General features: G+C 46.4%; 18 protein-coding genes and 1 pseudogene. 5 read left to right on the top strand and 14 right to left on the bottom strand.

The window, feature by feature from the left end:
- Positions 1-2 precede the first annotated feature (2 nt).
- Positions 3-863, bottom strand: coding sequence for a hypothetical protein (locus JQC93_RS13955; protein WP_205159032.1), 861 nt, complete (start codon positions 861-863; stop codon positions 3-5).
- A 240-nt stretch (positions 864-1,103) separates the two neighbouring features.
- Between JQC93_RS13955 and JQC93_RS13950 the strand changes: the two genes are divergently transcribed.
- The 3 genes from JQC93_RS13950 to JQC93_RS13940 all read left to right on the top strand — a co-directional run bounded on the left by JQC93_RS13950 (position 1,104) and on the right by JQC93_RS13940 (position 2,659).
- Positions 1,104-1,520, top strand: a complete 417-nt coding sequence (locus JQC93_RS13950; RefSeq protein ID WP_205159031.1) for a VOC family protein — start codon at positions 1,104-1,106, stop codon at positions 1,518-1,520.
- Between the two features lie 3 nt (positions 1,521-1,523).
- Positions 1,524-2,087, top strand: a complete 564-nt coding sequence (locus tag JQC93_RS13945; protein WP_205159030.1) for a flavodoxin family protein — start codon at positions 1,524-1,526, stop codon at positions 2,085-2,087.
- 164 nt (positions 2,088-2,251) lie between these two features.
- Positions 2,252-2,659, top strand: coding sequence for a hypothetical protein (locus JQC93_RS13940; RefSeq protein ID WP_205159029.1), 408 nt, complete (start codon positions 2,252-2,254; stop codon positions 2,657-2,659).
- Positions 2,660-2,805: 146 nt separating this feature from the next.
- Here the strand turns inward: JQC93_RS13940 and JQC93_RS13935 are convergent, their stop codons facing one another.
- A complete protein-coding gene (locus JQC93_RS13935; RefSeq protein ID WP_205159028.1) occupies positions 2,806-3,006 on the bottom strand; it encodes a hypothetical protein in 201 nt (66 codons plus the stop codon).
- A gap of 379 nt (positions 3,007-3,385) precedes the next feature.
- Between JQC93_RS13935 and JQC93_RS13930 the strand changes: the two genes are divergently transcribed.
- Together JQC93_RS13930 and JQC93_RS13925 are read left to right on the top strand one after the other, a co-directional pair.
- Positions 3,386-3,700, top strand: coding sequence for a cupin domain-containing protein (locus tag JQC93_RS13930; protein ID WP_205159027.1), 315 nt, complete (start codon positions 3,386-3,388; stop codon positions 3,698-3,700).
- A complete protein-coding gene (locus tag JQC93_RS13925) occupies positions 3,700-4,353 on the top strand; it encodes a type 1 glutamine amidotransferase (RefSeq protein WP_205159026.1) in 654 nt (217 codons plus the stop codon). Before JQC93_RS13930 ends, JQC93_RS13925 begins: the two co-directional genes overlap by 1 nt.
- Positions 4,354-4,446: 93 nt before the next feature.
- On the opposite strand, the gene JQC93_RS13920 is transcribed toward JQC93_RS13925, so the two are convergent.
- From JQC93_RS13920 to ftsZ, 12 genes and pseudogenes are all read right to left on the bottom strand, one after another.
- Entirely contained in the window at positions 4,447-5,001 is a 555-nt protein-coding gene (locus JQC93_RS13920; RefSeq protein WP_205159025.1) for an NUDIX domain-containing protein, read from the bottom strand.
- A gap of 31 nt (positions 5,002-5,032) precedes the next feature.
- Entirely contained in the window at positions 5,033-5,788 is a 756-nt protein-coding gene (gene cobA / locus JQC93_RS13915) for a uroporphyrinogen-III C-methyltransferase (RefSeq protein WP_205159024.1), read from the bottom strand.
- A gap of 114 nt (positions 5,789-5,902) precedes the next feature.
- Positions 5,903-6,751, bottom strand: coding sequence for a formate/nitrite transporter family protein (locus JQC93_RS13910; RefSeq protein ID WP_205159023.1), 849 nt, complete (start codon positions 6,749-6,751; stop codon positions 5,903-5,905).
- Positions 6,752-6,872: 121 nt separating this feature from the next.
- Positions 6,873-7,193 (bottom strand): nitrite reductase small subunit NirD, encoded by a 321-nt coding sequence (gene nirD, locus JQC93_RS13905; protein WP_205159022.1) that lies wholly within the window; start codon positions 7,191-7,193, stop codon positions 6,873-6,875.
- A 15-nt stretch (positions 7,194-7,208) separates the two neighbouring features.
- Positions 7,209-9,764, bottom strand: a complete 2,556-nt coding sequence (gene nirB / locus JQC93_RS13900) for a nitrite reductase large subunit NirB (protein ID WP_205159021.1) — start codon at positions 9,762-9,764, stop codon at positions 7,209-7,211.
- A 454-nt stretch (positions 9,765-10,218) separates the two neighbouring features.
- Positions 10,219-13,449 carry a carbamoyl-phosphate synthase large subunit gene (carB, locus tag JQC93_RS13895; protein WP_205159020.1) on the bottom strand — a complete coding sequence of 1,077 codons (3,231 nt, stop codon included), beginning with the start codon at positions 13,447-13,449 and terminating at the stop codon, positions 10,219-10,221.
- Positions 13,450-13,465: 16 nt separating this feature from the next.
- Complete coding sequence (gene carA / locus JQC93_RS13890) at positions 13,466-14,605, bottom strand: glutamine-hydrolyzing carbamoyl-phosphate synthase small subunit (RefSeq protein ID WP_205159019.1); 1,140 nt, start codon at positions 14,603-14,605, stop codon at positions 13,466-13,468.
- A 488-nt stretch (positions 14,606-15,093) separates the two neighbouring features.
- Positions 15,094-15,903: a 4-hydroxy-tetrahydrodipicolinate reductase gene (gene dapB / locus JQC93_RS13885; protein ID WP_205159018.1), complete on the bottom strand. Its 810-nt coding sequence runs from the start codon at positions 15,901-15,903 to the stop codon at positions 15,094-15,096.
- 163 nt (positions 15,904-16,066) lie between these two features.
- Positions 16,067-16,468 (bottom strand): 8-oxo-dGTP diphosphatase MutT, encoded by a 402-nt coding sequence (gene mutT, locus JQC93_RS13880; protein ID WP_205159017.1) that lies wholly within the window; start codon positions 16,466-16,468, stop codon positions 16,067-16,069.
- 104 nt (positions 16,469-16,572) lie between these two features.
- Positions 16,573-19,308: a preprotein translocase subunit SecA gene (gene secA / locus JQC93_RS13875; RefSeq protein ID WP_205159016.1), complete on the bottom strand. Its 2,736-nt coding sequence runs from the start codon at positions 19,306-19,308 to the stop codon at positions 16,573-16,575.
- 295 nt (positions 19,309-19,603) lie between these two features.
- Positions 19,604-20,521, bottom strand: coding sequence for a UDP-3-O-acyl-N-acetylglucosamine deacetylase (lpxC, locus tag JQC93_RS13870; protein WP_205159015.1), 918 nt, complete (start codon positions 20,519-20,521; stop codon positions 19,604-19,606).
- Positions 20,522-20,845: 324 nt separating this feature from the next.
- A pseudogene (gene ftsZ, locus JQC93_RS13865) lies at positions 20,846-21,851 on the bottom strand (cell division protein FtsZ); the annotation flags it as partial.
- Between the last annotated feature and the right edge of the window lie 5 nt (positions 21,852-21,856).

The following is a 21,856-nucleotide window of genomic DNA, read 5'->3' as shown; positions in this document are numbered from 1 at the left end:
CCCTATTGAGCCAGCGGTGCTGGATGGGCTTTATCTGTCGGCGGTTCGTGTGTCTCGCTTTGAGATTTTCTATAGAAGTACCAGCAGAAATAAGGGATATGCAGAGCAAGGTTAATCGCCCCCCAATACCACAATACTGTGTCGTTGTGCCACGATTCAGAGTTCATGACTGGGGTAAAAATGTCCGCACAGGCACGCGCTAAAATATGAAAAGCCAAGGTATAGACGCGAGCGATGATATACAGCTCTGGTCGTCCTTTAATGAGTGGATACAGTTCGGCAGCCATCAAAATACAGAACGAGCTAGCAAAGAACATGGGGGACTCGCCGTACACGAACGCTAGATTCCACGTAGTGTACAAAAAGTTCCAAGACGCGGTCGAATAAAACAGTAAGTCGTTGGGCTTATCTTTACCTATGACCCAATACTGGCGCAGTCCATTTTTGTAGCGAGGAAAAGGAATTGTCGCACACAAGATCACACCCGCAAGGGCATTAAAGTAGTTTGCGGTAGCAAAGTCTTTCAGTGTGGCTTCAGCAATATTTAAGAACAGCACCGCATACAGCACTTTTAGTACCCAATCCCCTCGGAAGAACTGCAGCACTCGATTTGGGTTGTCGTAATACAGGTACGCAATCCTCGCGCCACCAACCACAATCGCTGTAGGGATCAAAACGCTGACAGTTTTAGCCCAACGGAACCATCCTTCTACATTTTCAGCCCAAAGCGGGGCGGTAAGCAACGAAAGAAGCCAAAATACCGCCGTGATCCTTGGCGAGCGGCGCATAAACTCCACTAGCAACAGTAGAAACAGAATATAAACACTCATAGAAAGAGCGTATTGCCACACTGGAATATCCATTGTAGATCCTCCTCAATCAGAAATTAGAGCAATTACTCCATATTTTTGATTATTGGATATTGCGCCAAATCATATCCAAGGTCGATTTGTAACCAAAGCGTAATTGAAGTTGTTATTTTGTGATCGTAACCACTGAACACTCCAAACAACTCAATATATAAACAAATTACTTTACTTACAAAATAAACGTTCTACTCTATAGTTAATAAACATAAAACATTACTTAATTAGGAGGCGTCAATGAGTCAACCCTTTGTAGAGCACGCCAATGTCACGGTTAGAGACATTGAGGAGGCGGTGGCATTTTTGCAAACAGCATTACCAGACTTTGAAGTCCGCCATCAAGGCAAGTCGGACTATCGCTGGTGCCATATTGGGACACAGCTGAGTTACATAGCGCTTCAAGAACAAACGCTAGATACTCCTGTCGAACGCTCTCCATATCGTCAAATTGGCGTCAACCATATCGCCTTTGTAGTCGACGACATTCATGCACTTATGGTTAGGATGCAAGGCGCTGGCTATCGATTGGGGGAGATCAACGAGTTACACCCATTTCGACGTCGAGTGTACTTTTTTGACCACGATGGTTTGGAGTGGGAATTTGTAGAATACTTATCTCGCGACAACCTTAAACGAAATGACTACGAGAGCTAAATCATGAAAACGGTCACTATCATTTATTACTCTAAAAACGGCTCTACACATTCTTTGGCGCAGGCTCTTTCAAAAGGGGTGTCCGATTCACAGGCTGTGTGTCACTTATACCGTATTGATCCAAGCCTCATAGTTGAAGGGCGGTTCAGAGATAACGACATATGGCCACTGCTCGATAAAAGTGACGCTATTGTGTTTGGTGCCCCAACTTATATGGGAAGTGCCGCGGCACCTTTTAAGGCATTTATGGACGCGACTAGCGACAGTTATGTGAAGCAATCTTGGAATGGAAAGCTCGCTGCTGGCTTTACCTGTGGAGGAAGTCTGAACGGTGAACAGCAGCAAACTCTGCTCAACTTTTTCGCTCTCTCATGCCAGCACGGTATGCTTTGGAGTGGTTTAGACACCTGCAAACACACCGATAAGAAAAATCTAAATCGTTTGGGATGCAGTATTGGGTTAGTCGCTTCGCACCATAACGAAGACAGCGATCAAATACATCCGATTGATCTCGCAACTGCCGAGTACCTTGGACAGAGAATAGTAAAATTACTCGGTAAGCAATAAATCAACACTGCAGAGATTAAGACGGTAATAAATTTTGTCTATTTCTCACCAGTAAGACGTACCGCCTGACACAAAATGATATTCTACTTGCGCATATGCTTTGCGGTTGTGATCTTCTTATCTACCGTTTTTACAACCAGCAATAGCGAGTAAGGAGACAATCAATGTCTAACACCATTGCATCTGCCATAAACCAGTACTCAATCACCGATACTCATCTGCGAGTTCGCCAGGATCAGTATGATTTAAACAAAATATTTCGCGCACAAGTAAAAGAACTGAATTGGCGTAACCACTTGCTCAAAATAATTTTGAGTGGGCTACTGATCTCGAGCATTCTGTTTCTTTTTGTGCCCGCATCACTGCCATTTGCACAGTGGTTACCTGTTGTAGGTTTTACGGCCGGGGCAATTGCAACTCTGTCGGCGTGCCATCGCTATGAACTTCGGGTGGAATTTATGCACATTGATGAGACAGGACTTCAGTGGGTAACCGTCGATTCGGGTCGAGACGTTGACGACCTAGAACGGTTTAAAAAAATGGCTAGAGAGATAAACCAAACCGTAGATTAAGGCTTACTCGTTCTTTTTTGTAGGGAGCGGTGGGCAATCGGTGTTTGCTCACCGAGACGCTATTTTGTGTGAGGCAGTTTGAGTATGGCTCAGCGGTAGTCACAAAATAGCGTTACGGGGTTACCTTGCGGCAAAGTACACAGCAATTAAGCAGCGTGCTTGCTCAACTCATGTGGGTATACACGAGAACCAGTAGTTGTATTTTCGTAGACTGATTCTTCTTTGATGTAAGACCAATCATAACGAGTACTGTTAGTTTGCAGTGCTAACCTTTCGATAACAACATCAATGTCACGACCAGCATAATCTTTTTTCGGGATAAATAGTTCTTTTATTACGTTCAACATACTCAATACCTGTAATTTAGTTTCAAAATTTTATGTACACATAATACATCAGCTAAAAAGTGTGAGCAACATCTAATTTATAAGTTAACAAAAGATTCATTTAAGTAATTAAATTTCATTTAGGTGTGAATTGGTTTATGTAGCCATCTCATCGCCGGAACATTATTGTTACTCAGTTGTTGCCACACAATGAATGACAGGTTAAGGTTCGCTTACAGCATCAAGGAAGACCCAAACAATGCCTACAAACGGCCCATTCACGAACAAACGCACTCCCGCAGCGAGCTATATGCTACTGATATTTTCTGCGCTCCCCGAAGCTTGTCCGCCAAAATAGTCAAAATACTTTCTACACATTTTTGATTAAAAGGACTCTGCAATGCTACATAACTTAAACGAACTTGCTCGTAAGCAACCTATTGATACGGACTATCTTATTTCGCAATCTGATGCCCATACCCATTTGTTGCTTCGCTTGGGAGACGGACACTCGTACCCCGACGAATTGCACCAAAGCGCTAATGAATTCATTTTGGTGCTCGAAGGTCACTGTCACTTGCAACTCGGTGACGATGTTTATACGGCCAAACAAGGCGAGATGCTAACGGTTGACGCATCGATCCCACACCGATTCTTGCCTCACTCTGATTGCTTACTGTCGATTCATTTCATCAATCTAGAAGAGAGTAATTAATGTCGACACTCTATATAATTCAACATAATGTTGATGAAGACCCCGGTCGCATTACCCAGTGGGCTAGTAGTCACAACATCGCAGTAAAGATTCTCAGCGCCCAAGGCCATGAGGCACTACCGAGCCTAAACAAAACGGACAAACTGATTGTGCTTGGCGGAGAGCAAAATGTTGGTGACAGTGAGTTACTTGCCGAACAAACATTTCTCAAAACCTGTATAGAAAAGGACATCGCAGTGCTTGGGATTTGCTTGGGTGCGCAACTGCTGGCAGATGCTCTGGGGGCAAAAGTAACCCGAATGCCTCGCCAAGAACTGGGCTGGAAAACGCTGCATCACCACCCTGTCCCACCCGATTCTAAACTGTCGGCTCTGAGTTGTGTAGACAGCATATTCCTTTGGCACAGCTATCAATTTGACATCCCACCCCAAGCGATAAGCCTTGGGAAAACAGCGCAGTGCGGACAACAAGGTTTTGAGTTTGGGAAACATGTTGGATTGCAGTTCCATCCAGAATGGCAGCAAGATCTTCTTAAAAGATTTGCCGAGCGCAACCTCTGGCCAGAGCAGAGCATATCTTGCTCTGAAGACTCCCTTAAACGACTGGAAACCGGATTGATTGCGCTACTCGATCTATGGTGGCAACAAGCCTAATGAATGCCGCGCAACCGCGACATGGCGAATACGTTTATCATGGACGTTTTCGCTATCGAATCAACGACACCGAGAGCAAAAGAGAAGTTTGGACTAGACGGCGTTTTTTAGCTTCGCCAACCCATAAGCGGCTGTGGTCACACAATCTTGAATCGAGCCATCAATAATCATTTCTTCAAACTCTTCTATCGCGAAATCTTTTGCGATCAAATCTTCTTCTTCGCTATCAAGTTGTCGCTCTGACTGAGTAAGATCTGACGCAAGATAGATATGGCAGGTCTGGTTTAAAAAACCGTAGGCAATAAACTGACAACCCAAGTAGGTCATCTTACTGGCGACGAGTCCGGTCTCTTCCTTGAGTTCACCTTTAGCCAACTCAAGTGGATCAGCGTCTGGATTGGACTCCCATGCGCCTTGCGGCAACTCCCAAAAGCGCCCCTGTACGGCATAACGATACTGATTCACCAAATGAATTCGACCATTATCAATGGCCAGGATCGCCACACAGTCGGGCTTGTCGACTACGCCATAAATGCCTTGCGATCCACTTGCGCGCTCTATGCGATCTTCACGCACCGACATCCATCGATTCTGGTACACGACTTGCGACGCTAGTTGTTTTATCGACCTATCCGACTTATTATCCATAGTGCACCCTTGCGTGTTGTTTATGAAAACATTACATCCACTTTAACTCGTCGTGCAAAGTCACTACATGACCTACCACAATAAGGGCAGGACTTTGCGCTTGACTGGCAAGCTCGGCAAGGCCATCAATATCACCAATGAGCACTCGCTGCTTCTCCGTAGTGCCATTTTCAATAATGGCGACAGGAGTATCTGCGCTCATACCCGAGCCGATTAAGTTTTTAGAGATGTTTCCAGATTGCTTTAGTCCCATGTAGAACACAAGCGTCGTATTGGGGGCGGTTAACGTATCCCAAGCGACATCCTTACCATCCGACTTAAGATGCCCCGTTATAAACTGAACGCTTTGCGAATAGTCTCGATGCGTAAGGGGGATCCCTGCGTAGGCTGTAGCGCCTGCAGCAGCAGTAATTCCTGGAACGACTTCGAAGCCGACGCCTTGCTCAACGAGTGCTTGAGCTTCTTCGCCACCACGGCCAAAAATGAATGAGTCACCGCCCTTCAATCTGACAACGTGCTTGCCTTCTTTAGCCTTGTCGACCAAGATCTGGTTGATTTTTGGTTGAGGAACATAATGAAAATCGAGCTGCTTACCCACATACACCATTTCGGCATCTTCGCTGGCAAGCGCTAGAATCGCTTCTGACACCAATCTATCGTACACCACCACATCCGCTTGTTGCAGCAGTCGATACCCTTTTACCGTCAACAGGTCAGGATCACCAGGACCTGCGCCAATTAACGATACAATCCCTGTTTTTGGGTCAGTTATTTGCGAATCACTCATAATACAGTTTCCTTTAAAACAACAAAGCCCCCACCGAAGCAAGGGCTTATAACCAGTCTAAACAATCACAGTGACCGTCACTAGTGGTTTTTTCTTATATGTTATTCAACTCGATTAACGCGCAGTTTGTGGCGCGGCTGTAGGAGCTTGCTCTTCGCTGTCGAGTGCTGGTGCTGTTTTAGCGTGCGTCAAGTAAAGTGGAATACAGGTAAACAGTAAGCCACCCACAACATTACCCAATATCGTTGGGATCAAGTTGAAGTTAACGTACGTTGCGATACCAAACTCTGCACCTAGCAACATACCTAGCGGGAATAGGAACATGTTTACTACGGTGTGCTCAAAGACCAATGCGAAGAAGATGAAAATAGGCAGCCACATTGCAGCAATTTTGCCAGCCACAGTACGTGCGGTCATGTTACCTACTACACCTAGGCACACCATCAGGTTACACAGGATGCCGCGCACAAAACAGGTGATCCAACCGTCAGCGCCTAGATTTTCAAAACCAACAGTACGCGCCGTGGCAACCGCAATAATTTTTTGGCCAACAGCATTAGGTTCTACCGCAAAGTTCATCGTAAGCGAGAGCGCGACGAGATAAGCCACAATCAAAGAACCAATGAAGTTTCCTAGGAAAACCCAGCCCCAGCAGCGGAAAACACGATTCCAAGTGATGCCTGGGCGGTTGTCTAATTTAGCAAGAGGCGCTAAGCCAAACACGCCAGTGACCAAGTCGTAGCCCATTAAGCTAAGAATACAAAAGCCAACAGGGAACACCAGTGCGCCAACAATACCGATACCTGTTTGGGTGATCGTTGTCAGCGCTACCACTACTGCTAGCGACAAAATGATGCCGGCCATAGTGCCACGTAAAACAAGATCGCGAGCGGCGGTTTTGGTTTTTGCTTCGCCGATATCGATCATGGTTTGAACGAATTCAGCCGGTTTAAGTGCAGACATAGTTAATTCCTTTAAAAGTTTAAGATTAAATAGTCATAAGCTCAGCACTTCTCACCTCATCAACAATCCTAAAAACGATGACAGAGTGAGAAGCCGATTGTGAGCTTATTGCTATTTACTCTTAGGCGATTTCGACCTGTCCTTTGGTGACGCGGGCTTTGTAGGCTTTGATGTTAAATTGCTCATCTTCCATACACACACCACTCTTTAGGTTAAAGCGCTGCTTTTTAAGTGGGCTTGCCACCCACAGCTCATCGCTGTGCTCTACAATCAAGCCGCGTGATAACACGTTAGATTGGTAGAACGGGTCCATGTTGCTAATTGCAAACACTTCGCTTGCGGCAGTGGGTCTAAATATGGCGACCTGCTCGTCACCCAACAACGCGCAAACGCCAGTGCCTGGGATAATGTCGTCAATGTTACAGATGGTTGTAAATGCCATGATGATTGCTCCCAATTACTCTGCGGTTACATGAAGGATATCGCCCTTCAATTCTGGATATTTTTCGGTAAATGTTGCTGGGCGATGCTGAGCACGCTCTGACACAAACACTACATTGTCGTCACGTTTATCAGAGTTGATAAAGTGCGAGAAACGCTTCTGTTGTTCAGTGCTGTTCACCGTATCGGTCCACTCACAGCGGAACTCTTCCACCAACTTCGCGACGTCTTGTTCAAGTTGATCATTGATGCCAAGCTTATCTTCAACAATCACCTGACGAAGGTAATCAACGCCACCTTCAAGGTTTTCCATCCACACAGAGGTACGTTGCAGCGGTGCCGCCGTACGGATATAGAACATCATGAATCGATCGATGTACTTAAGTAGCGTTTGCTCATCAAGATCGCTGGCAAGCAGGTCGGCGTGACGAGGTTTCATGCCACCATTACCACACACATACATATTCCAGCCCGCGTCTGTTGCGATGATACCCAAATCTTTGCCTTGAGCTTCAGCACACTCACGAGTACATCCAGATACACCAAACTTCATCTTGTGCGGGGTGCGTATGCCTTTGTAGCGATTTTCGATCATCACACCCAGGCCTACAGAGTCTTGAACCCCGTAACGACACCAAGTAGAGCCGACACAGGTTTTCGCCATACGAAGCGCTTTGGCATAGGCTTGGCCCGTCTCGTAGCCCGCTTCGATCAGTTTTTTCCAAATCGCAGGTAGATCATCTTTTTGCGCACCAAACAGGCCGATACGCTGTGCGCCAGTCACTTTGGTATACAGATTATATTCGGCAGCGACTTCAGCCAGCACTTTTAATGCTTGAGGTGTCACTTCACCACCCGCCATACGAGGGATCACCGAGTAAGTGCCATCCTTTTGGATATTGCCAAGGAAGTTATCGTTGGTGTCGTGCAGTTTAACCAGCTCAGGTTTTAGGATGTGATCACCCCAGCATGACGCCAGAATTGACCCCACTAACGGTTTACACACTTCACAGCCGTAGCCTTTACCGTATTTTTCTAACAGCTCATCGAACGATTTGATCTCTTCAATACGGATCAGGTGGAACAGCTCTTGACGAGAATATGGGAAATGCGCACAGACGTCGTTCTTAACTTCCACACCGGCTTTGGCAAGCTCTGCATTAAGCACTGAGGTCACTAGTGGAATACAACCGCCACAGCCCGTTCCAGCGCCCGTTTCTGCTTTGATGTCTGCGATAGTATGATGGCCATCGGCAACCGCTTGAGCGATCTTGCCTTTGGTTACGTCAAAGCATGAACAGATTACCGCAGTCTCTGGCAGTGAATCCGCTCCAAGCGTTGGCTTCTCTGCCCCTGCGTGAGCTGGCAAGATAAGCGTGTCTGGGTGCTCAGGAAGGTCGATTTCGTTGAGCATCAGTTGCAGCAAGTCACCGTAATCAGAGGTATCCCCAACCATAACCGCACCCAACAATTTCTTGTTGTCTGCAGAGACGATAAGGCGTTTGTACACCTCTTGCTCTTGGTTTTGGTATACATAGCTGATCGCTCCTGGTGTACGGCCATTAGCATCACCAATTGAGCCCACTTTAACGCCCAGCAGTTTAAGTTTGGCTGACATGTCAGCACCTTCAAACTTGCTTTCGTTGCCGACGACATGGTCCACCGCAACGGTCGCCATTTTATAGCCAGGTGCCACAAGACCATAGAAGTTCTCATTCCATGACGCACACTCACCAATGGCGTAAATGTTTTGATCAGACGTTTGGCAGTGGTCATTAATCGCAATACCACCGCGTGGGGCAATCTCTAGCTCCATTTGACGAGCGAGTTTATCTTGAGGACGAATACCGGCAGAAAAGACGATGAAGTCGGTCTCAAGCTCTGTGCCATCAGCAAAGCGCATCACGTTGCGAGCGTTCTTACCTTCTGCAGCGATTTCCAGAGTATTTTTGCTGGTGTGAACCTGAACGCCCATGCTTTCAATTTTATTACGCAGTTGCTCACCACCCGCTTGGTCAAGTTGCTCTGCCATCAGTTTTGGCGCAAACTCAACAACGTGTGTTTCTACACCCAGTGCTTTCAGTGCACCAGCGGCTTCAAGGCCAAGCAACCCACCACCAACAACCACGCCGACTTTACTCTTTCTAGAGCATGCTTCAATCGCTTTCAGATCTTCGATAGTGCGGTATACAAAACAATCTTGGCTTTCACGTCCTTTAATTGGCGGTACAAACGGGAAAGAGCCCGTTGCCATGATCAGTTTGTCATATTGAATTTCACGCCCTGAGCTTGAGTAAACCGTCTGCTTTTCACGATTAACGTTGATTGCTCGTTCACCAATCAACATGTTGATGCCATGTTTCTCATAGAAGCCTTCTTTCACTAACGACAACTCATCGGCCGTATGGTGAGAGAAGTATGAAGATAGGTGCACGCGGTCGTAAGCAACACGTGGCTCTTCACAGAACACAGTGATGTTCATGCTGGCCAAATCACCTTTATCGACGAGATCTTCAATATAGCGATGGCCAACCATACCATTGCCTATAATGACGAGATTTAACTTGCTCATGGGCGCTCTCAAAATTGTTAATAGAATCTACGGCGAATCTTATTCGTCGGCCTACTTTTTAACCTGATCTACATCATTTTTACCCCTCAAACACCTCTAAAGGGGTAGTGTTTTCGGTGATTATTTCACCCAAAAAATTAAATAATCATACAAATAAACATGCACTTACGAGCATAGTAATTAGCGATTGATCACATCTTTACTCACTAAGGAAACCTTAATTGCGCTGTAATTAAAGCTTACAGTTTACAGGGGTAATACTCGGTTTTTGGGCTAAAAAGTTACGCTAAAAACACCAACTTTCCATCACTAAGGGATACTAGAGGCGCTTGTATACGACAAACGAATGCATGGAATTAGATTTAGGGAATAAAAAAGCCCGCTCATGAAGAGCGGGCAAAGAGGTTGTCTATAGGAGCGCTATACGCTCCCTAGTTGTTATAATTAAAATAGCTTAGCTAAGGCTCTGCTTCACCTTTTGGTGCAGCTCTTGAACTGACGTCACCGATGTTTTCGCATCCGCTTCGTGCGCCAAGCAAGTCGCAAAGGCTGCATTTAGTGTGGTGGTGTAGTTCACCTTTTCAGCGAGAGCGCCACGACGAAGAACTTTAGAATCTTCAATCGATTGACGACCAGCGGTAGTGTTCACAATATAGGTGTACTCATTGTTCTTGATACGGTCAAGAATGTGAGGGCGACCTTCATGGACTTTGTTCACCAAGCGAGGGTTGATGCCCGCTTCGCCAAGAATAACCGCAGTTCCATGAGTCGCATCGAGTTGGTAGCCCAACTTGATTAGTTTAGACGCTAGGTCAACAACACGCTCTTTGTCACCCTTACGTACAGACAGTAAAGCACGTCCGGCTTCAGGGTACACATGGCCACAGCCAAGTTCCGCTTTAGAGTAGGCTTCAGCAAAGGTTGCGCCAACACCCATTACCTCACCGGTTGAGCGCATTTCTGGGCCTAACAGTGGGTCAACACCAGGGAACTTATTAAACGGCAATACCACTTCTTTTACAGAGTAGTACGGTGGGATGATCTCTTTAGTAAAGCCTTGCGACTCAAGAGACTGTCCAGCCATTACACGTGCTGCAATTTTCGCAAGTGGTGCACCGGTTGCTTTCGACACGAAGGGTACGGTACGCGCTGCACGTGGGTTGACTTCAATCAGGTAAACATCGTTACCTTTAACCGCAAACTGCGTATTCATCAAACCGCGAACACCCAGCTCAAACGCCAGCTTTTCAACTTGCTCGCGCATCACATCTTGGATCTCTTGGCTTAGCGTATAAGCTGGAAGTGAACAGGCTGAGTCACCAGAGTGAACACCCGCTTGTTCGATGTGCTCCATGATGCCACCAATCACAACGCGCTCACCGTCGCAGATAGCGTCGATGTCGACTTCTGTTGCATCGTCTAGGAAACGGTCAAGCAGTACTGGAGATTCGTTCGATACGCTGACGGCTTCGTTAAAGTAACGACGCAAGTCTTGCTCGTCGTACACGATTTCCATCGCGCGGCCGCCCAATACGTAAGATGGGCGAACCACCAATGGAAAACCAATCTCTTTCGACTTATCGATAGCTTGGTCCATTGTGGTGACTGTTGCGTTTTGAGGTTGCAGTAGACCAAGACGGTCAACCGCCACTTGGAAACGCTCACGGTCTTCGGCACGGTCAATCGCATCAGGGCTGGTACCAATAATAGGTACACCTGCCGCTTCTAGAGCGCGTGCAAGTTTCAGCGGTGTTTGGCCACCGTATTGAACGATAACGCCTTTTGGCTTCTCAACACGTACGATAGAGAGGACATCTTCCAGAGTAACAGGTTCGAAGTAGAGACGATCTGAGGTGTCGTAATCGGTAGACACAGTTTCTGGGTTACAGTTAACCATGATGGTTTCATAACCATCTTCACGAAGTGCTAATGAAGCGTGTACACAACAGTAGTCAAACTCGATGCCTTGACCGATACGGTTTGGACCACCGCCCAATACCATGATCTTGTCGTTGTCTGTCGGTTGAGCTTCACACTCATCGTCGTATGACGAGTACATGTAGGCAGTATCTGACGAGAACTCGGCAGCACATGTATCAACACGCTTATACACTGGGTGAATATCGTATTGGTCACGTAGGCGACGGATTTCACTTTCAGAAACGCCAAGCAAGTCAGACAGACGCGCATCAGAGAAGCCTTTGCGCTTCAATACGCGCAAGGTGTCTTGGTTAAGACCTGCAAAACCGCCGGCTTTTACTTGCTCTTCAAGTTTGATCAGCTCTTCAATTTGTACCAAGAACCAACGGTCGATAGACGTTAGGTTAAATACACCGTCTACTGACATGCCCGCACGGAATGCGTCAGCGATGTACCAGATACGCTCAGCACCGGCTTCTTTCAGTTCGTGACGGATTTTAGTCAGTGAGTCAGGAGCGTCTAGGTCAACCATAGGGTCAAAACCATTCACACCGACTTCTAGACCACGTAGCGCTTTTTGAAGCGACTCTTGCTGGTTACGACCAATCGCCATCACTTCACCTACAGACTTCATCTGCGTGGTTAGACGGTCATTAGCACCGGCAAATTTCTCGAAGTTAAAACGAGGGATCTTAGTCACAACGTAATCGATAGTTGGCTCAAACGAGGCCGGCGTTGCTCCGCCAGTGATGTCGTTTTGCAGCTCATCTAGAGTAAAGCCTACAGCCAGTTTGGCTGCAATCTTAGCAATTGGGAAGCCCGTTGCTTTAGACGCCAGTGCCGACGAACGAGATACGCGTGGGTTCATCTCGATGATAACCATACGGCCATCTTTCGGGTTAATACCAAACTGAACGTTAGAGCCGCCAGTTTCAACACCGATTTCACGCAGTACCGCAAGAGAAGCATTACGCATCAGCTGGTACTCTTTATCGGTTAGCGTCTGAGCAGGCGCTACAGTGATTGAGTCTCCGGTGTGGATACCCATTGGGTCAAAGTTTTCGATGGCACAAACGATGATGCAGTTATCCGCTTTGTCGCGAACCACTTCCATCTCGTACTCTTTCCAACCAATCAGTGATTCGTCGATAAGAAGCTCATTGGTTGGAGAAAGATCCAAACCACGACGACAAATCTCTTCAAATTCTTCTTTGTTGTACGCGATACCACCACCGGTACCACCCATGGTGAACGATGGACGGATGATACAAGGGAAACCCACCATATCCAGAACGCCATAAGCTTCTTCCATGGTTTTTGCTGTATCTGCGCGAGGACACTCAAGGCCGATAGACTTCATTGCTTTATCAAAGCGTGAACGATCTTCCGCTTTATCGATGGCATCGGCCGTTGCACCAATCATCTCTACACCAAACTCGGCAAGTACACCTTCACGCTCTAAGTCTAGCGCACAGTTTAGTGCGGTTTGGCCACCCATAGTTGGTAGAACCGCGTCTGGGCGCTCTTTCTCGATAATGTTGCGTACCACTTCCCAGTGAATAGGCTCGATGTAAGTGGCATCGGCCATTTCAGGGTCAGTCATAATAGTGGCTGGGTTCGAGTTAACTAGGATAACTCGGTAGCCTTCTTCACGAAGGGCTTTACATGCTTGTGCGCCTGAGTAGTCGAACTCACACGCCTGACCAATTACAATCGGTCCCGCACCCAAAATAAGAATACTTTGAATATCAGTACGTTTTGGCATTTTCTTCTACTCCAACTTACGCTTTATGTTGTTTAATTAATTCAATGAAATGGTCAAACAGCGGCGCTGCATCGTGAGGACCAGGGCTTGCTTCAGGGTGTCCCTGGAAGCTAAACGCTGGCTTATCAGTACGATGAATGCCTTGCAGTGAACCGTCAAACAGAGAAACGTGCGTTGCACGAAGCGTCTCAGGTAGCGTGGCTTCGTCAGCCGCAAAACCGTGGTTTTGAGAAGTGATCATAACGACGTTGCGATCGAGGTCTTTAACCGGGTGGTTCGCACCGTGATGACCAAACTTCATTTTCACTGTTTGTGCACCAGAGGCTAGTGCCAATATTTGGTGGCCCAAGCAGATACCAAAAATGGGTAATCCTTTATCTAGGAATACTTTGGTCGCTTCAATCGCGTAAGTACAAGGCTCTGGGTCACCAGGGCCATTTGATAAGAACACACCGTCAGGGTTGAGGGCCAAAACGTCTTCTGCTGAGGTTTGCGCTGGTACCACAGTTAAACGACAGCCGCGGTCAACCAACATACGTAGAATGTTGCGTTTAGCACCAAAATCGTATGCGACTACGTGGAATGGCAGTTCAGAGTCTGCTTTCGCTTCTGGCAATCCGCCAGTAAGAGTCCACGAGCCTTGTTTCCAAGGGTAGGCTTCTTTAGTGGTGACTTCTTTTGCCAAATCCATGCCTTTTAGGCCTGGGAACGCTTTGGCATCTGCTAATGCAGCGGCTTCATCAATATTATTACCCGCAACGATACAGCCATTTTGAGCACCCTTTTCACGCAAGATACGCGTCAATTTACGCGTATCAATGTCGGCTATGCCAACAATGTTTTGTGATTTAAGGTAATCAGAGAGGGTTTGTTCGTTTCGGAAATTAGATGCGATAAGAGGGAGGTCGCGGATCACAAGGCCTTGTGCATGGATTGAAGTAGATTCTTCGTCTTCGGAATTGGTTCCGGTATTGCCTATGTGAGGGTAAGTAAGAGTAACGATCTGTTGAGAATAGGATGGGTCGGTCAATATTTCTTGGTAACCCGTCATCGATGTATTGAAAACGACTTCACCAACTGCAGACCCGTCTGCTCCAATTGATACGCCCTTAAACACAGTCCCATCTTCTAGGACTAGTAGTGCTGGCTTATTCAAGACAACCTCCAAAAGAATAAAAATGCTAAATTAATAAATAAATTTGCAAAAATGCCGTCCCAGTATGCCTAAAAAATGCCATTTAGGGAAATTCGACAAATTGGGCGCATTCTAAATGTGACCTAGCTCTCTGTCAACAATCGCGCCCCATTTTATTTAATCTTTTAGCAATGTCATCTAGAAAGCTATGCCAAGCCACCAAAACAATACTTTTAGTGGGCGATTTTCATCCATGTAATGCATTACTTATAATTTAACTGCTATTAGTGATGAATAATCGCACCATTTTTTAGTAAACCAAAAAAGCAAACGGTTATCTTGAAATTTAATAGCCACTTTTACAGCCAAAAATGACAACTTAAAGATTAACCCACCAAAAGATCACATTAAGTATCTCTTTTTCATTAATTATCGATACTTTAATTTTGCAATGCTCACAAAAAAAGCCAGGCAATGCCTGGCTTCATGTATGAATAGTTATATTTTATTTATAGTTCGTCTAACGACAATACTTCTGTCATCGTGTAAAAGCCAGCAGGCTTATTTGATAACCATACCGCTGCTTTTACCGCACCATTAGCAAATGTCATGCGATCAGTCGCCTTATGGGTGATTTCTACACGCTCACCAATATCGGCAAACATGGCGGTGTGCTCACCGACAATGTCACCTGCGCGAATGGTCGCAAAGCCAATTTCATCTTTAGTGCGCTCACCAGTAATGCCTTCGCGCGCGTAAACCGCCACATCAGAGAGCTTATTTCCCATAGCTCCAGCAATAGCTTCACCCATACCGATTGCTGTTCCCGATGGAGCATCCACTTTGTGACGATGATGCGCTTCAACAATCTCGATATCGGTGTAATCGCCCATGACCTTAGCCGCTTTCTCCAAAAGCTTAAACACTAGGTTTACACCCACGCTATAGTTTGGGGCCATGACCACTGGAATCGATTTGGCGTACTCATCAATTTGTGCACGCTCCTGATCGCTAAAGCCCGTCGTGCCGATGATGATCCGCTTGTCATGCTGCTTACACAGTTCAAGGTTCGCTAGCGTGCTAGCTGGGGCAGTAAAATCGATAATGACATCAAAATCATTGATCGCTGAGCCTAGATCGTCGATGAGAGCAATATCGAATTTACCTTCACCAATTAGCTCACCAATGTCGGCCCCAACCAAGCTTGAGCCTGGTCGCTCTGTGCCTACCGAGATCTCAGCGTGCGGGTGCATGAACGTCGCCTTTGCTAAGTTACGTCCCATACGTCCTGCTGCACCGGCAATCGCGATTCTGATCATTATGTCTACTCCCTAAATATGTTGTGTGTTTAAACTATCAATAAAGATGCGCTTAGGTCAATCAGCTATAACGACTCTGTTGGAATATCGATTCAATTCGTCGTTGGGCAAAGTAAGTGTTCAAATCTTGGACTAAAAAGGCGTCCATGTTTTCAACCAAGTTCTATTTACCGTATTGCTGGATAACTTTATGCAAAATAGGCACATTGGCTTCTGGAAATTCGTATTGCGCTAACTGCTCGATAGAGACCCAACGGGCAAGTTGTCCTTCCCTTCCAAAAGGAGTTCCTTGAAATTGAGTCACAGTAATAAAGTCGAACGTAAGTGCTTTATCGGGATAGTCGTGGTGCAAATGCTCAAACAGACTTTGTTCGGTCACTTCAATGCCAATCTCTTCATTCAATTCACGGGCAATAGCTTGCTCGACACTTTCAGACTCCTCGACTTTTCCGCCAGGAAACTCCCAATAACCCCCTTTATGTTTATCCTTTGGGCGCTGGGTAATAAATACTTCAGTTTTTTGAGGGTTAAAGATGATGGCGGCGACAATATGGATTCGCTTCATAGTCATTCCTTTGATTAAACGGTGGGGCTGGTCTGTTATTGTCTAGCTAATAAAAAGGCCGGTCACTTAATAGTGACCAGCCTTATGGTAACGCTTAGAGAGTGTTACTCAACTTTACCGTGGCACTGCTTGTACTTTTTACCACTGCCACACGGGCAAGGTTCATTACGGCCTACTTTACGACCATCGCGGACCATAGGTTGCGCGGCCGCGTCTTGTTGCGGCTGTTGTTCATCATCAGCGAGTTGATTTTCTGCTTGCTGGTGCTGAGTTTGAGCTAAACGAGCCGCGGCTTCTGCTTGCGCTCTGCGCTGAGCTTCCATCTTTTCAACTTCATCTTGAGCTTGTACACGAACTTTACTAAGCACAGAGATTACGTCGAACTTCAGGGTATCGAGCAAGTTTTCGAACAGTTCGAACGACTCACGTTTGTACTCTTGTTTAGGGTTCTTCTGTGCGTAACCGCGTAGGTGGATACCTTGACGCAAATGATCCATCGCTGCAAGGTGCTCTTTCCACAAAGTATCGAGCGTTTGCAACATGACAGATTTTTCGAAGTTGCGAAGGATTTGTTCGCCCACTGCTTCTTCTTTCTGCTTGTAGATTGTCACCGTCTCTTCGAGGATTCGCTCACGCAGCGCTTCTTCGTACAGCTTGTCGTCTTCGTCAAGCCATGACTGAATTGCAAAATCCAAATCAAAGTCAGCTTTAAGGCGAGCGGTCAATCCTTCGATATCCCACATATCTTCAAGTGATTGAGGCGCTATGTACTGATCAATAGTGCTGTTAAGCACTTCAACACGGTTGCTTTCAATCATGTCGCTAATGTCATCAACTTGCATCAGCTCGTCACGCAACTCGTAAACCACTTTACGTTGGTCGTTAGCAACGTCATCGTATTCTAGAAGCTGCTTACGAATGTCGAAGTTGCGGCCTTCTACTTTACGTTGAGCTTTTTCGATAGAGCGAGACAACATCTTACTTTCGATCGCTTCACCTTCGTCCATACCACTTTGGATAAGACCTGCCATACGATCAGAGGTAAAGATGCGCAGCAATGAATCTTCCATTGAAAGATAGAAGCGAGATGAACCAGCGTCACCCTGACGACCAGAACGACCACGCAGCTGGTTATCGATACGACGAGATTCATGACGCTCAGTACCAATAATATGCAGGCCACCTGAAGCTAACACTTCATCGTGCACCACTTGCCAGTCTGTTTTGATTTTGTCGATTTGCTCTTGAGTTGGATTGTCCAACTTAGCAATTTGCGCCTGCCAACTGCCACCAAGCACGATATCGGTACCACGACCGGCCATGTTAGTTGCAATAGTCACGGCACCTGGTGTACCAGCTTGCGCAACGATTTCTGCTTCCATCTCGTGGAATTTAGCATTAAGTACGTTGTGCTTGATTTTCGCTTTTTTCAAAGCGTTTGATAGCAATTCAGATTTCTCAATCGATACTGTACCAACTAGACTAGGCTGGCCTTTTTCAACACGGCCTTTGATGTCTTCAATAATGGCGTTGAATTTTTCAACTTCTGTGCGATATACCATGTCTGGCATATCATTACGAACCATAGGTTTGTTGGTTGGGATAACAACGGTTTCTAGACCATAGATCGATTGGAATTCGAACGCTTCTGTGTCGGCGGTACCCGTCATGCCTGACAGTTTCTCGTAGAGACGGAAGTAGTTCTGGAAGGTAATTGATGCCAGAGTTTGGTTTTCGTTCTGGATCTTAACACCTTCTTTAGCTTCTACCGCTTGGTGCAAACCTTCAGACCAACGACGTCCTGGCATTGTACGGCCAGTGTGCTCATCAACGATGACCACTTCACCTTCATCAGAGATGATGTAGTCTACATTACGTTCAAATAGAACGTGCGCACGTAATGCGGCATTCACGTGGTGAAGTAGCATAATGTTGGCTGGTGAGTAAAGTGTGTCACGCTCTTCCATCAAGCCATTTTTAACCAACAACTCTTCCACAAATTCTTGACCAGTTTCGGTCATATGAACTTGCTTGCTCTTCTCGTCAAGCGTGTAGTGTCCATCGCCACGATACTCTTCTGTATCCTCTTCTTCTTGACGTTCAAGTGAAGGGATAAGCTTATCGATTTTTTGGTACATCTCTGAACTGTCTTCTGCAGGACCAGAGATAATAAGTGGTGTACGCGCTTCATCGATTAAGATGGAATCCACCTCATCGACTACCGCAAAGAACCGCTCACGTTGAACGCGATCTTCTGCGCGAAATGCCATGTTGTCACGCAAATAATCGAAACCAAACTCGTTATTGGTTCCGTACAGGATATCCGCCTTGTAGGCTTCTTTTTTCTCTGGTGGCGGCATATTAGGTACGTTCACACCTACCGTCATACCTAAGAACTCAAATAACTCTCGGTTGGTTTCGGCATCACGCTTTGCAAGGTAATCGTTGACCGTAACAATGTGCACGCCTTTACCTGGGAGGGCGTTAAGGTAGGCTGAAAGCGTTGCGGTAAGGGTTTTACCTTCACCGGTACGCATTTCTGCAATTTGGCCGCTGTTGAGGACCATACCGCCTATCATCTGCACGTCGAAGTGACGCATTCCGTAGACACGCTTAGACGCTTCACGGACAGTTGCAAATGCTTCTGGAAGTAGCTTATCCAGAGTTTCGCCTTTTTCTAGGCGCTCGCGGAATTCAACGGTTTTAGCTTGTAAATGCTCATCGCTGAGTTGTTCAAAATCGGGTTCGTAAGCGTTGATCTGTTTGACGATTTTACCTAAACGCTTGATGGTGCGATCGTTGCGACTGCCTACGACTTTGGTCAGTATCTTAGTTATCATTATCTATTCTCTATCCAGTGACCTAGAGGTCTATCCCTGTACTGGGCTGTATCCTAAAAATGCTCTGCTTGATATATGGAGTTTAACTCTAGTAATTTCAAGCTTTCATCGAAATTCAATTATGGCAAACAGTGTAGGGAAAAACCCGCGGCCAAACCAACTTGATTGCGGTTTGTTTGATGAAGATTTTGTTTTGATGTGCATATGCTGAATTTGCGAGCAATATCTCAACTCTCAAACAGAAAAAAACCGAGTTATTTCTAACTCGGTTCTTAATACTCATTGGCTGTTTGGCTTACGCTAGAACCATATTGGGTTCTGCAAAGGCGACCGGAGAGCCGACTTCTTCTTCGTAACTCACCCACTCCCAAGCTTCTTGATCAGCAAGAACTGCTCGTAAAAGTTGGTTGTTTAAACCGTGGCCAGATTTGAATGCACGAAGCTCACCGACGATAGGGTGTCCACACATGTACAAATCACCAATAGCATCGAGTACTTTGTGAGTGACAAACTCGTTATCAAAACGCAAACCTTCTTCATTAAGAATTCGGTATTCGTCGAGTACGATTGCACAGTCAAAACTTCCGCCTAGACATAGGTTTTGAGACTGCAAGTATTCGATGTCGCGCATAAACCCAAAGGTACGAGCGCGAGAGATTTCTTTCACAAACCCAGCTGAAGAGAAGTCGAACAACATGTGCTGCTCGTCCATATCAATCGCTGGGTGATCGAATTCAATCTCGAAATCCATACGGAAGCCGTCGTAAGGGACAAGCTCTGCCCACTTATCGCCGTCTTCTATACGAACGGGCTTTTTGATACGAATAAAACGCTTTGGTGCGTTGAGTGTTTCAACACCTGCCGATTGCAACAGATAAACGAAAGGACTCGCACTACCATCCATAATAGGAATTTCAGGTGCGTCGACTTCAATAACGATATTATCGATACCCATACCAGCTAACGCTGCGTTTAGGTGCTCTACCGTCGAAATACGAACGCCTTCGTCATTGACCAATGCGGTACACAGCATAGTGTCACGAACTGAGTTTGCGTCTGAAGGAAAATCCACGGGTGGATTAAGATCCGTGCGGCGATAGATGATACCGGTATTCGCGGCAGCTGGACGCAAAGTAAGCGTGACTTTACGACCGGAGTGAAGACCCACTCCGATTGTTTTCACAATCTCTTTAATTGTACGTTGCTTAATCATCTATTTACCTCCATCCGACGATGAATATCCGTCGAACTTGCTAATTGGCCGCACATCCTATCACTTTTTTGACAGATGTCAAAGTTTGTGCAAATTCAGTCTAGTCTGCCTGACGACGTAAAAACGCCGGAATATCCAAGTACGCAGACTCATCACGCTCAGTTTGTGGCGCTGTGCTCTGTCCACCAGTAGACGCTGCTTTTGAGGCTGGCGCTTGTGATGGTGCAACTTTAGCTTCCGCTTCTGGCGCTTTAGGTTGTACTGGTTGAGCGCGTTTTACAACAGGCTCAGCCTTCACAGGCTCTTGCTCAACAGATTGTGGAGCTACCGCTTTTTGCTTCACACCGTGTACCAGCGAGATTTCAGGTTTCTTCTCGTTACCGATACCCGTTGCAACAACTGTGACTCGGAACTCGTCAGTCATGTCAGGGTCTAGTGACGTACCAATCACGACTGTAGCATTATCTGATGCAAAGGCTTTTACGGTGTTACCGACCACTTCAAACTCGTCTAGACGCATGTCCATACCAGCAGTAATGTTGACTAGAACGCCACGCGCTCCTGCCAAATCGATATCTTCCAGTAGAGAGTGAGAAATAGCAGCTTCTGCGGCTTCTTCTGCACGTTCTTCACCTTTAGCAACACCACTACCCATCATTGCTTGACCCATCTCCGACATCACGGTGCGAACATCCGCGAAGTCGACGTTGATCATACCTGGGCGGGTGATCAGCTCAGCAATACCTTGAACAGCGTCTTTCAATACATCGTTGGCATATCCGAATGCTTCTAATAGCGTGACATTTCGGCCATACACTTTTAGTAGCTTTTCGTTAGGAATCGTAATTAACGAGTCCACATGTTTTGACAGCTCTGTAATGCCTTGCTCAGCAAACGCCATGCGTTTTTTGCCTTCAAATCCAAAAGGCTTGGTGACAACGGCTACCGTCAACACATCGAGCTCTTTTGCAATTTCAGCAATCACAGGGGCTGCACCAGTTCCGGTACCACCACCCATACCTGCGGCAACAAATACCATATCGGCGCCATCAAGCATATCTTTAATCTTTTCACGATCTTCGAGAGCAGAATCACGGCCTACTTGTGGGTTTGCGCCCGCGCCAAGACCTTTAGTGATATCACTACCAATCTGGATCACTTCGTTAACGCTGGATTTGCGCAAAGCTTGTGCATCGGTGTTTATGGTAATGAACTCCACGCCTTCGATGGACTCGCGCACCATGTGTTCTACGGCGTTACCGCCGCCGCCACCTACACCAACGACTTTAATTACTGCATCGTCTGACATTTCCATCATCGGTTCAAACATCTGTT

Source organism: Vibrio ulleungensis (genome assembly GCF_016900875.1).
In the GTDB taxonomy this organism is placed as follows: domain Bacteria; phylum Pseudomonadota; class Gammaproteobacteria; order Enterobacterales; family Vibrionaceae; genus Vibrio; species Vibrio ulleungensis.
This window is presented reverse-complemented; position numbering and strand designations above follow the sequence as displayed.

Bases quoted from the DNA above. Each gene is read 5' to 3' on its own strand.
- JQC93_RS13955 (WP_205159032.1), bottom strand. From the start codon at position 863: ATGGATATTCCAGTGTGGCAATACGCTCTTTCTATGAGTGTTTATATT.
- JQC93_RS13940 (WP_205159029.1), top strand. From the start codon at position 2,252: ATGTCTAACACCATTGCATCTGCCATAAACCAGTACTCAATCACCGAT.
- nirD (WP_205159022.1), bottom strand. From the start codon at position 7,193: ATGGCATTTACAACCATCTGTAACATTGACGACATTATCCCAGGCACT.
- cobA (WP_205159024.1), bottom strand. From the start codon at position 5,788: ATGAGTGATTCGCAAATAACTGACCCAAAAACAGGGATTGTATCGTTA.
- carB (WP_205159020.1), bottom strand. From the start codon at position 13,449: ATGCCAAAACGTACTGATATTCAAAGTATTCTTATTTTGGGTGCGGGA.
- lpxC (WP_205159015.1), bottom strand. From the start codon at position 20,521: ATGATTAAGCAACGTACAATTAAAGAGATTGTGAAAACAATCGGAGTG.
- dapB (WP_205159018.1), bottom strand. From the start codon at position 15,903: ATGATCAGAATCGCGATTGCCGGTGCAGCAGGACGTATGGGACGTAAC.
- JQC93_RS13935 (WP_205159028.1), bottom strand. From the start codon at position 3,006: ATGTTGAACGTAATAAAAGAACTATTTATCCCGAAAAAAGATTATGCT.
- JQC93_RS13930 (WP_205159027.1), top strand. From the start codon at position 3,386: ATGCTACATAACTTAAACGAACTTGCTCGTAAGCAACCTATTGATACG.
- JQC93_RS13910 (WP_205159023.1), bottom strand. From the start codon at position 6,751: ATGTCTGCACTTAAACCGGCTGAATTCGTTCAAACCATGATCGATATC.
- nirB (WP_205159021.1), bottom strand. From the start codon at position 9,764: ATGAGCAAGTTAAATCTCGTCATTATAGGCAATGGTATGGTTGGCCAT.
- secA (WP_205159016.1), bottom strand. From the start codon at position 19,308: ATGATAACTAAGATACTGACCAAAGTCGTAGGCAGTCGCAACGATCGC.
- JQC93_RS13945 (WP_205159030.1), top strand. From the start codon at position 1,524: ATGAAAACGGTCACTATCATTTATTACTCTAAAAACGGCTCTACACAT.
- mutT (WP_205159017.1), bottom strand. From the start codon at position 16,468: ATGAAGCGAATCCATATTGTCGCCGCCATCATCTTTAACCCTCAAAAA.
- JQC93_RS13950 (WP_205159031.1), top strand. From the start codon at position 1,104: ATGAGTCAACCCTTTGTAGAGCACGCCAATGTCACGGTTAGAGACATT.
- JQC93_RS13920 (WP_205159025.1), bottom strand. From the start codon at position 5,001: ATGGATAATAAGTCGGATAGGTCGATAAAACAACTAGCGTCGCAAGTC.
- JQC93_RS13925 (WP_205159026.1), top strand. From the start codon at position 3,700: ATGTCGACACTCTATATAATTCAACATAATGTTGATGAAGACCCCGGT.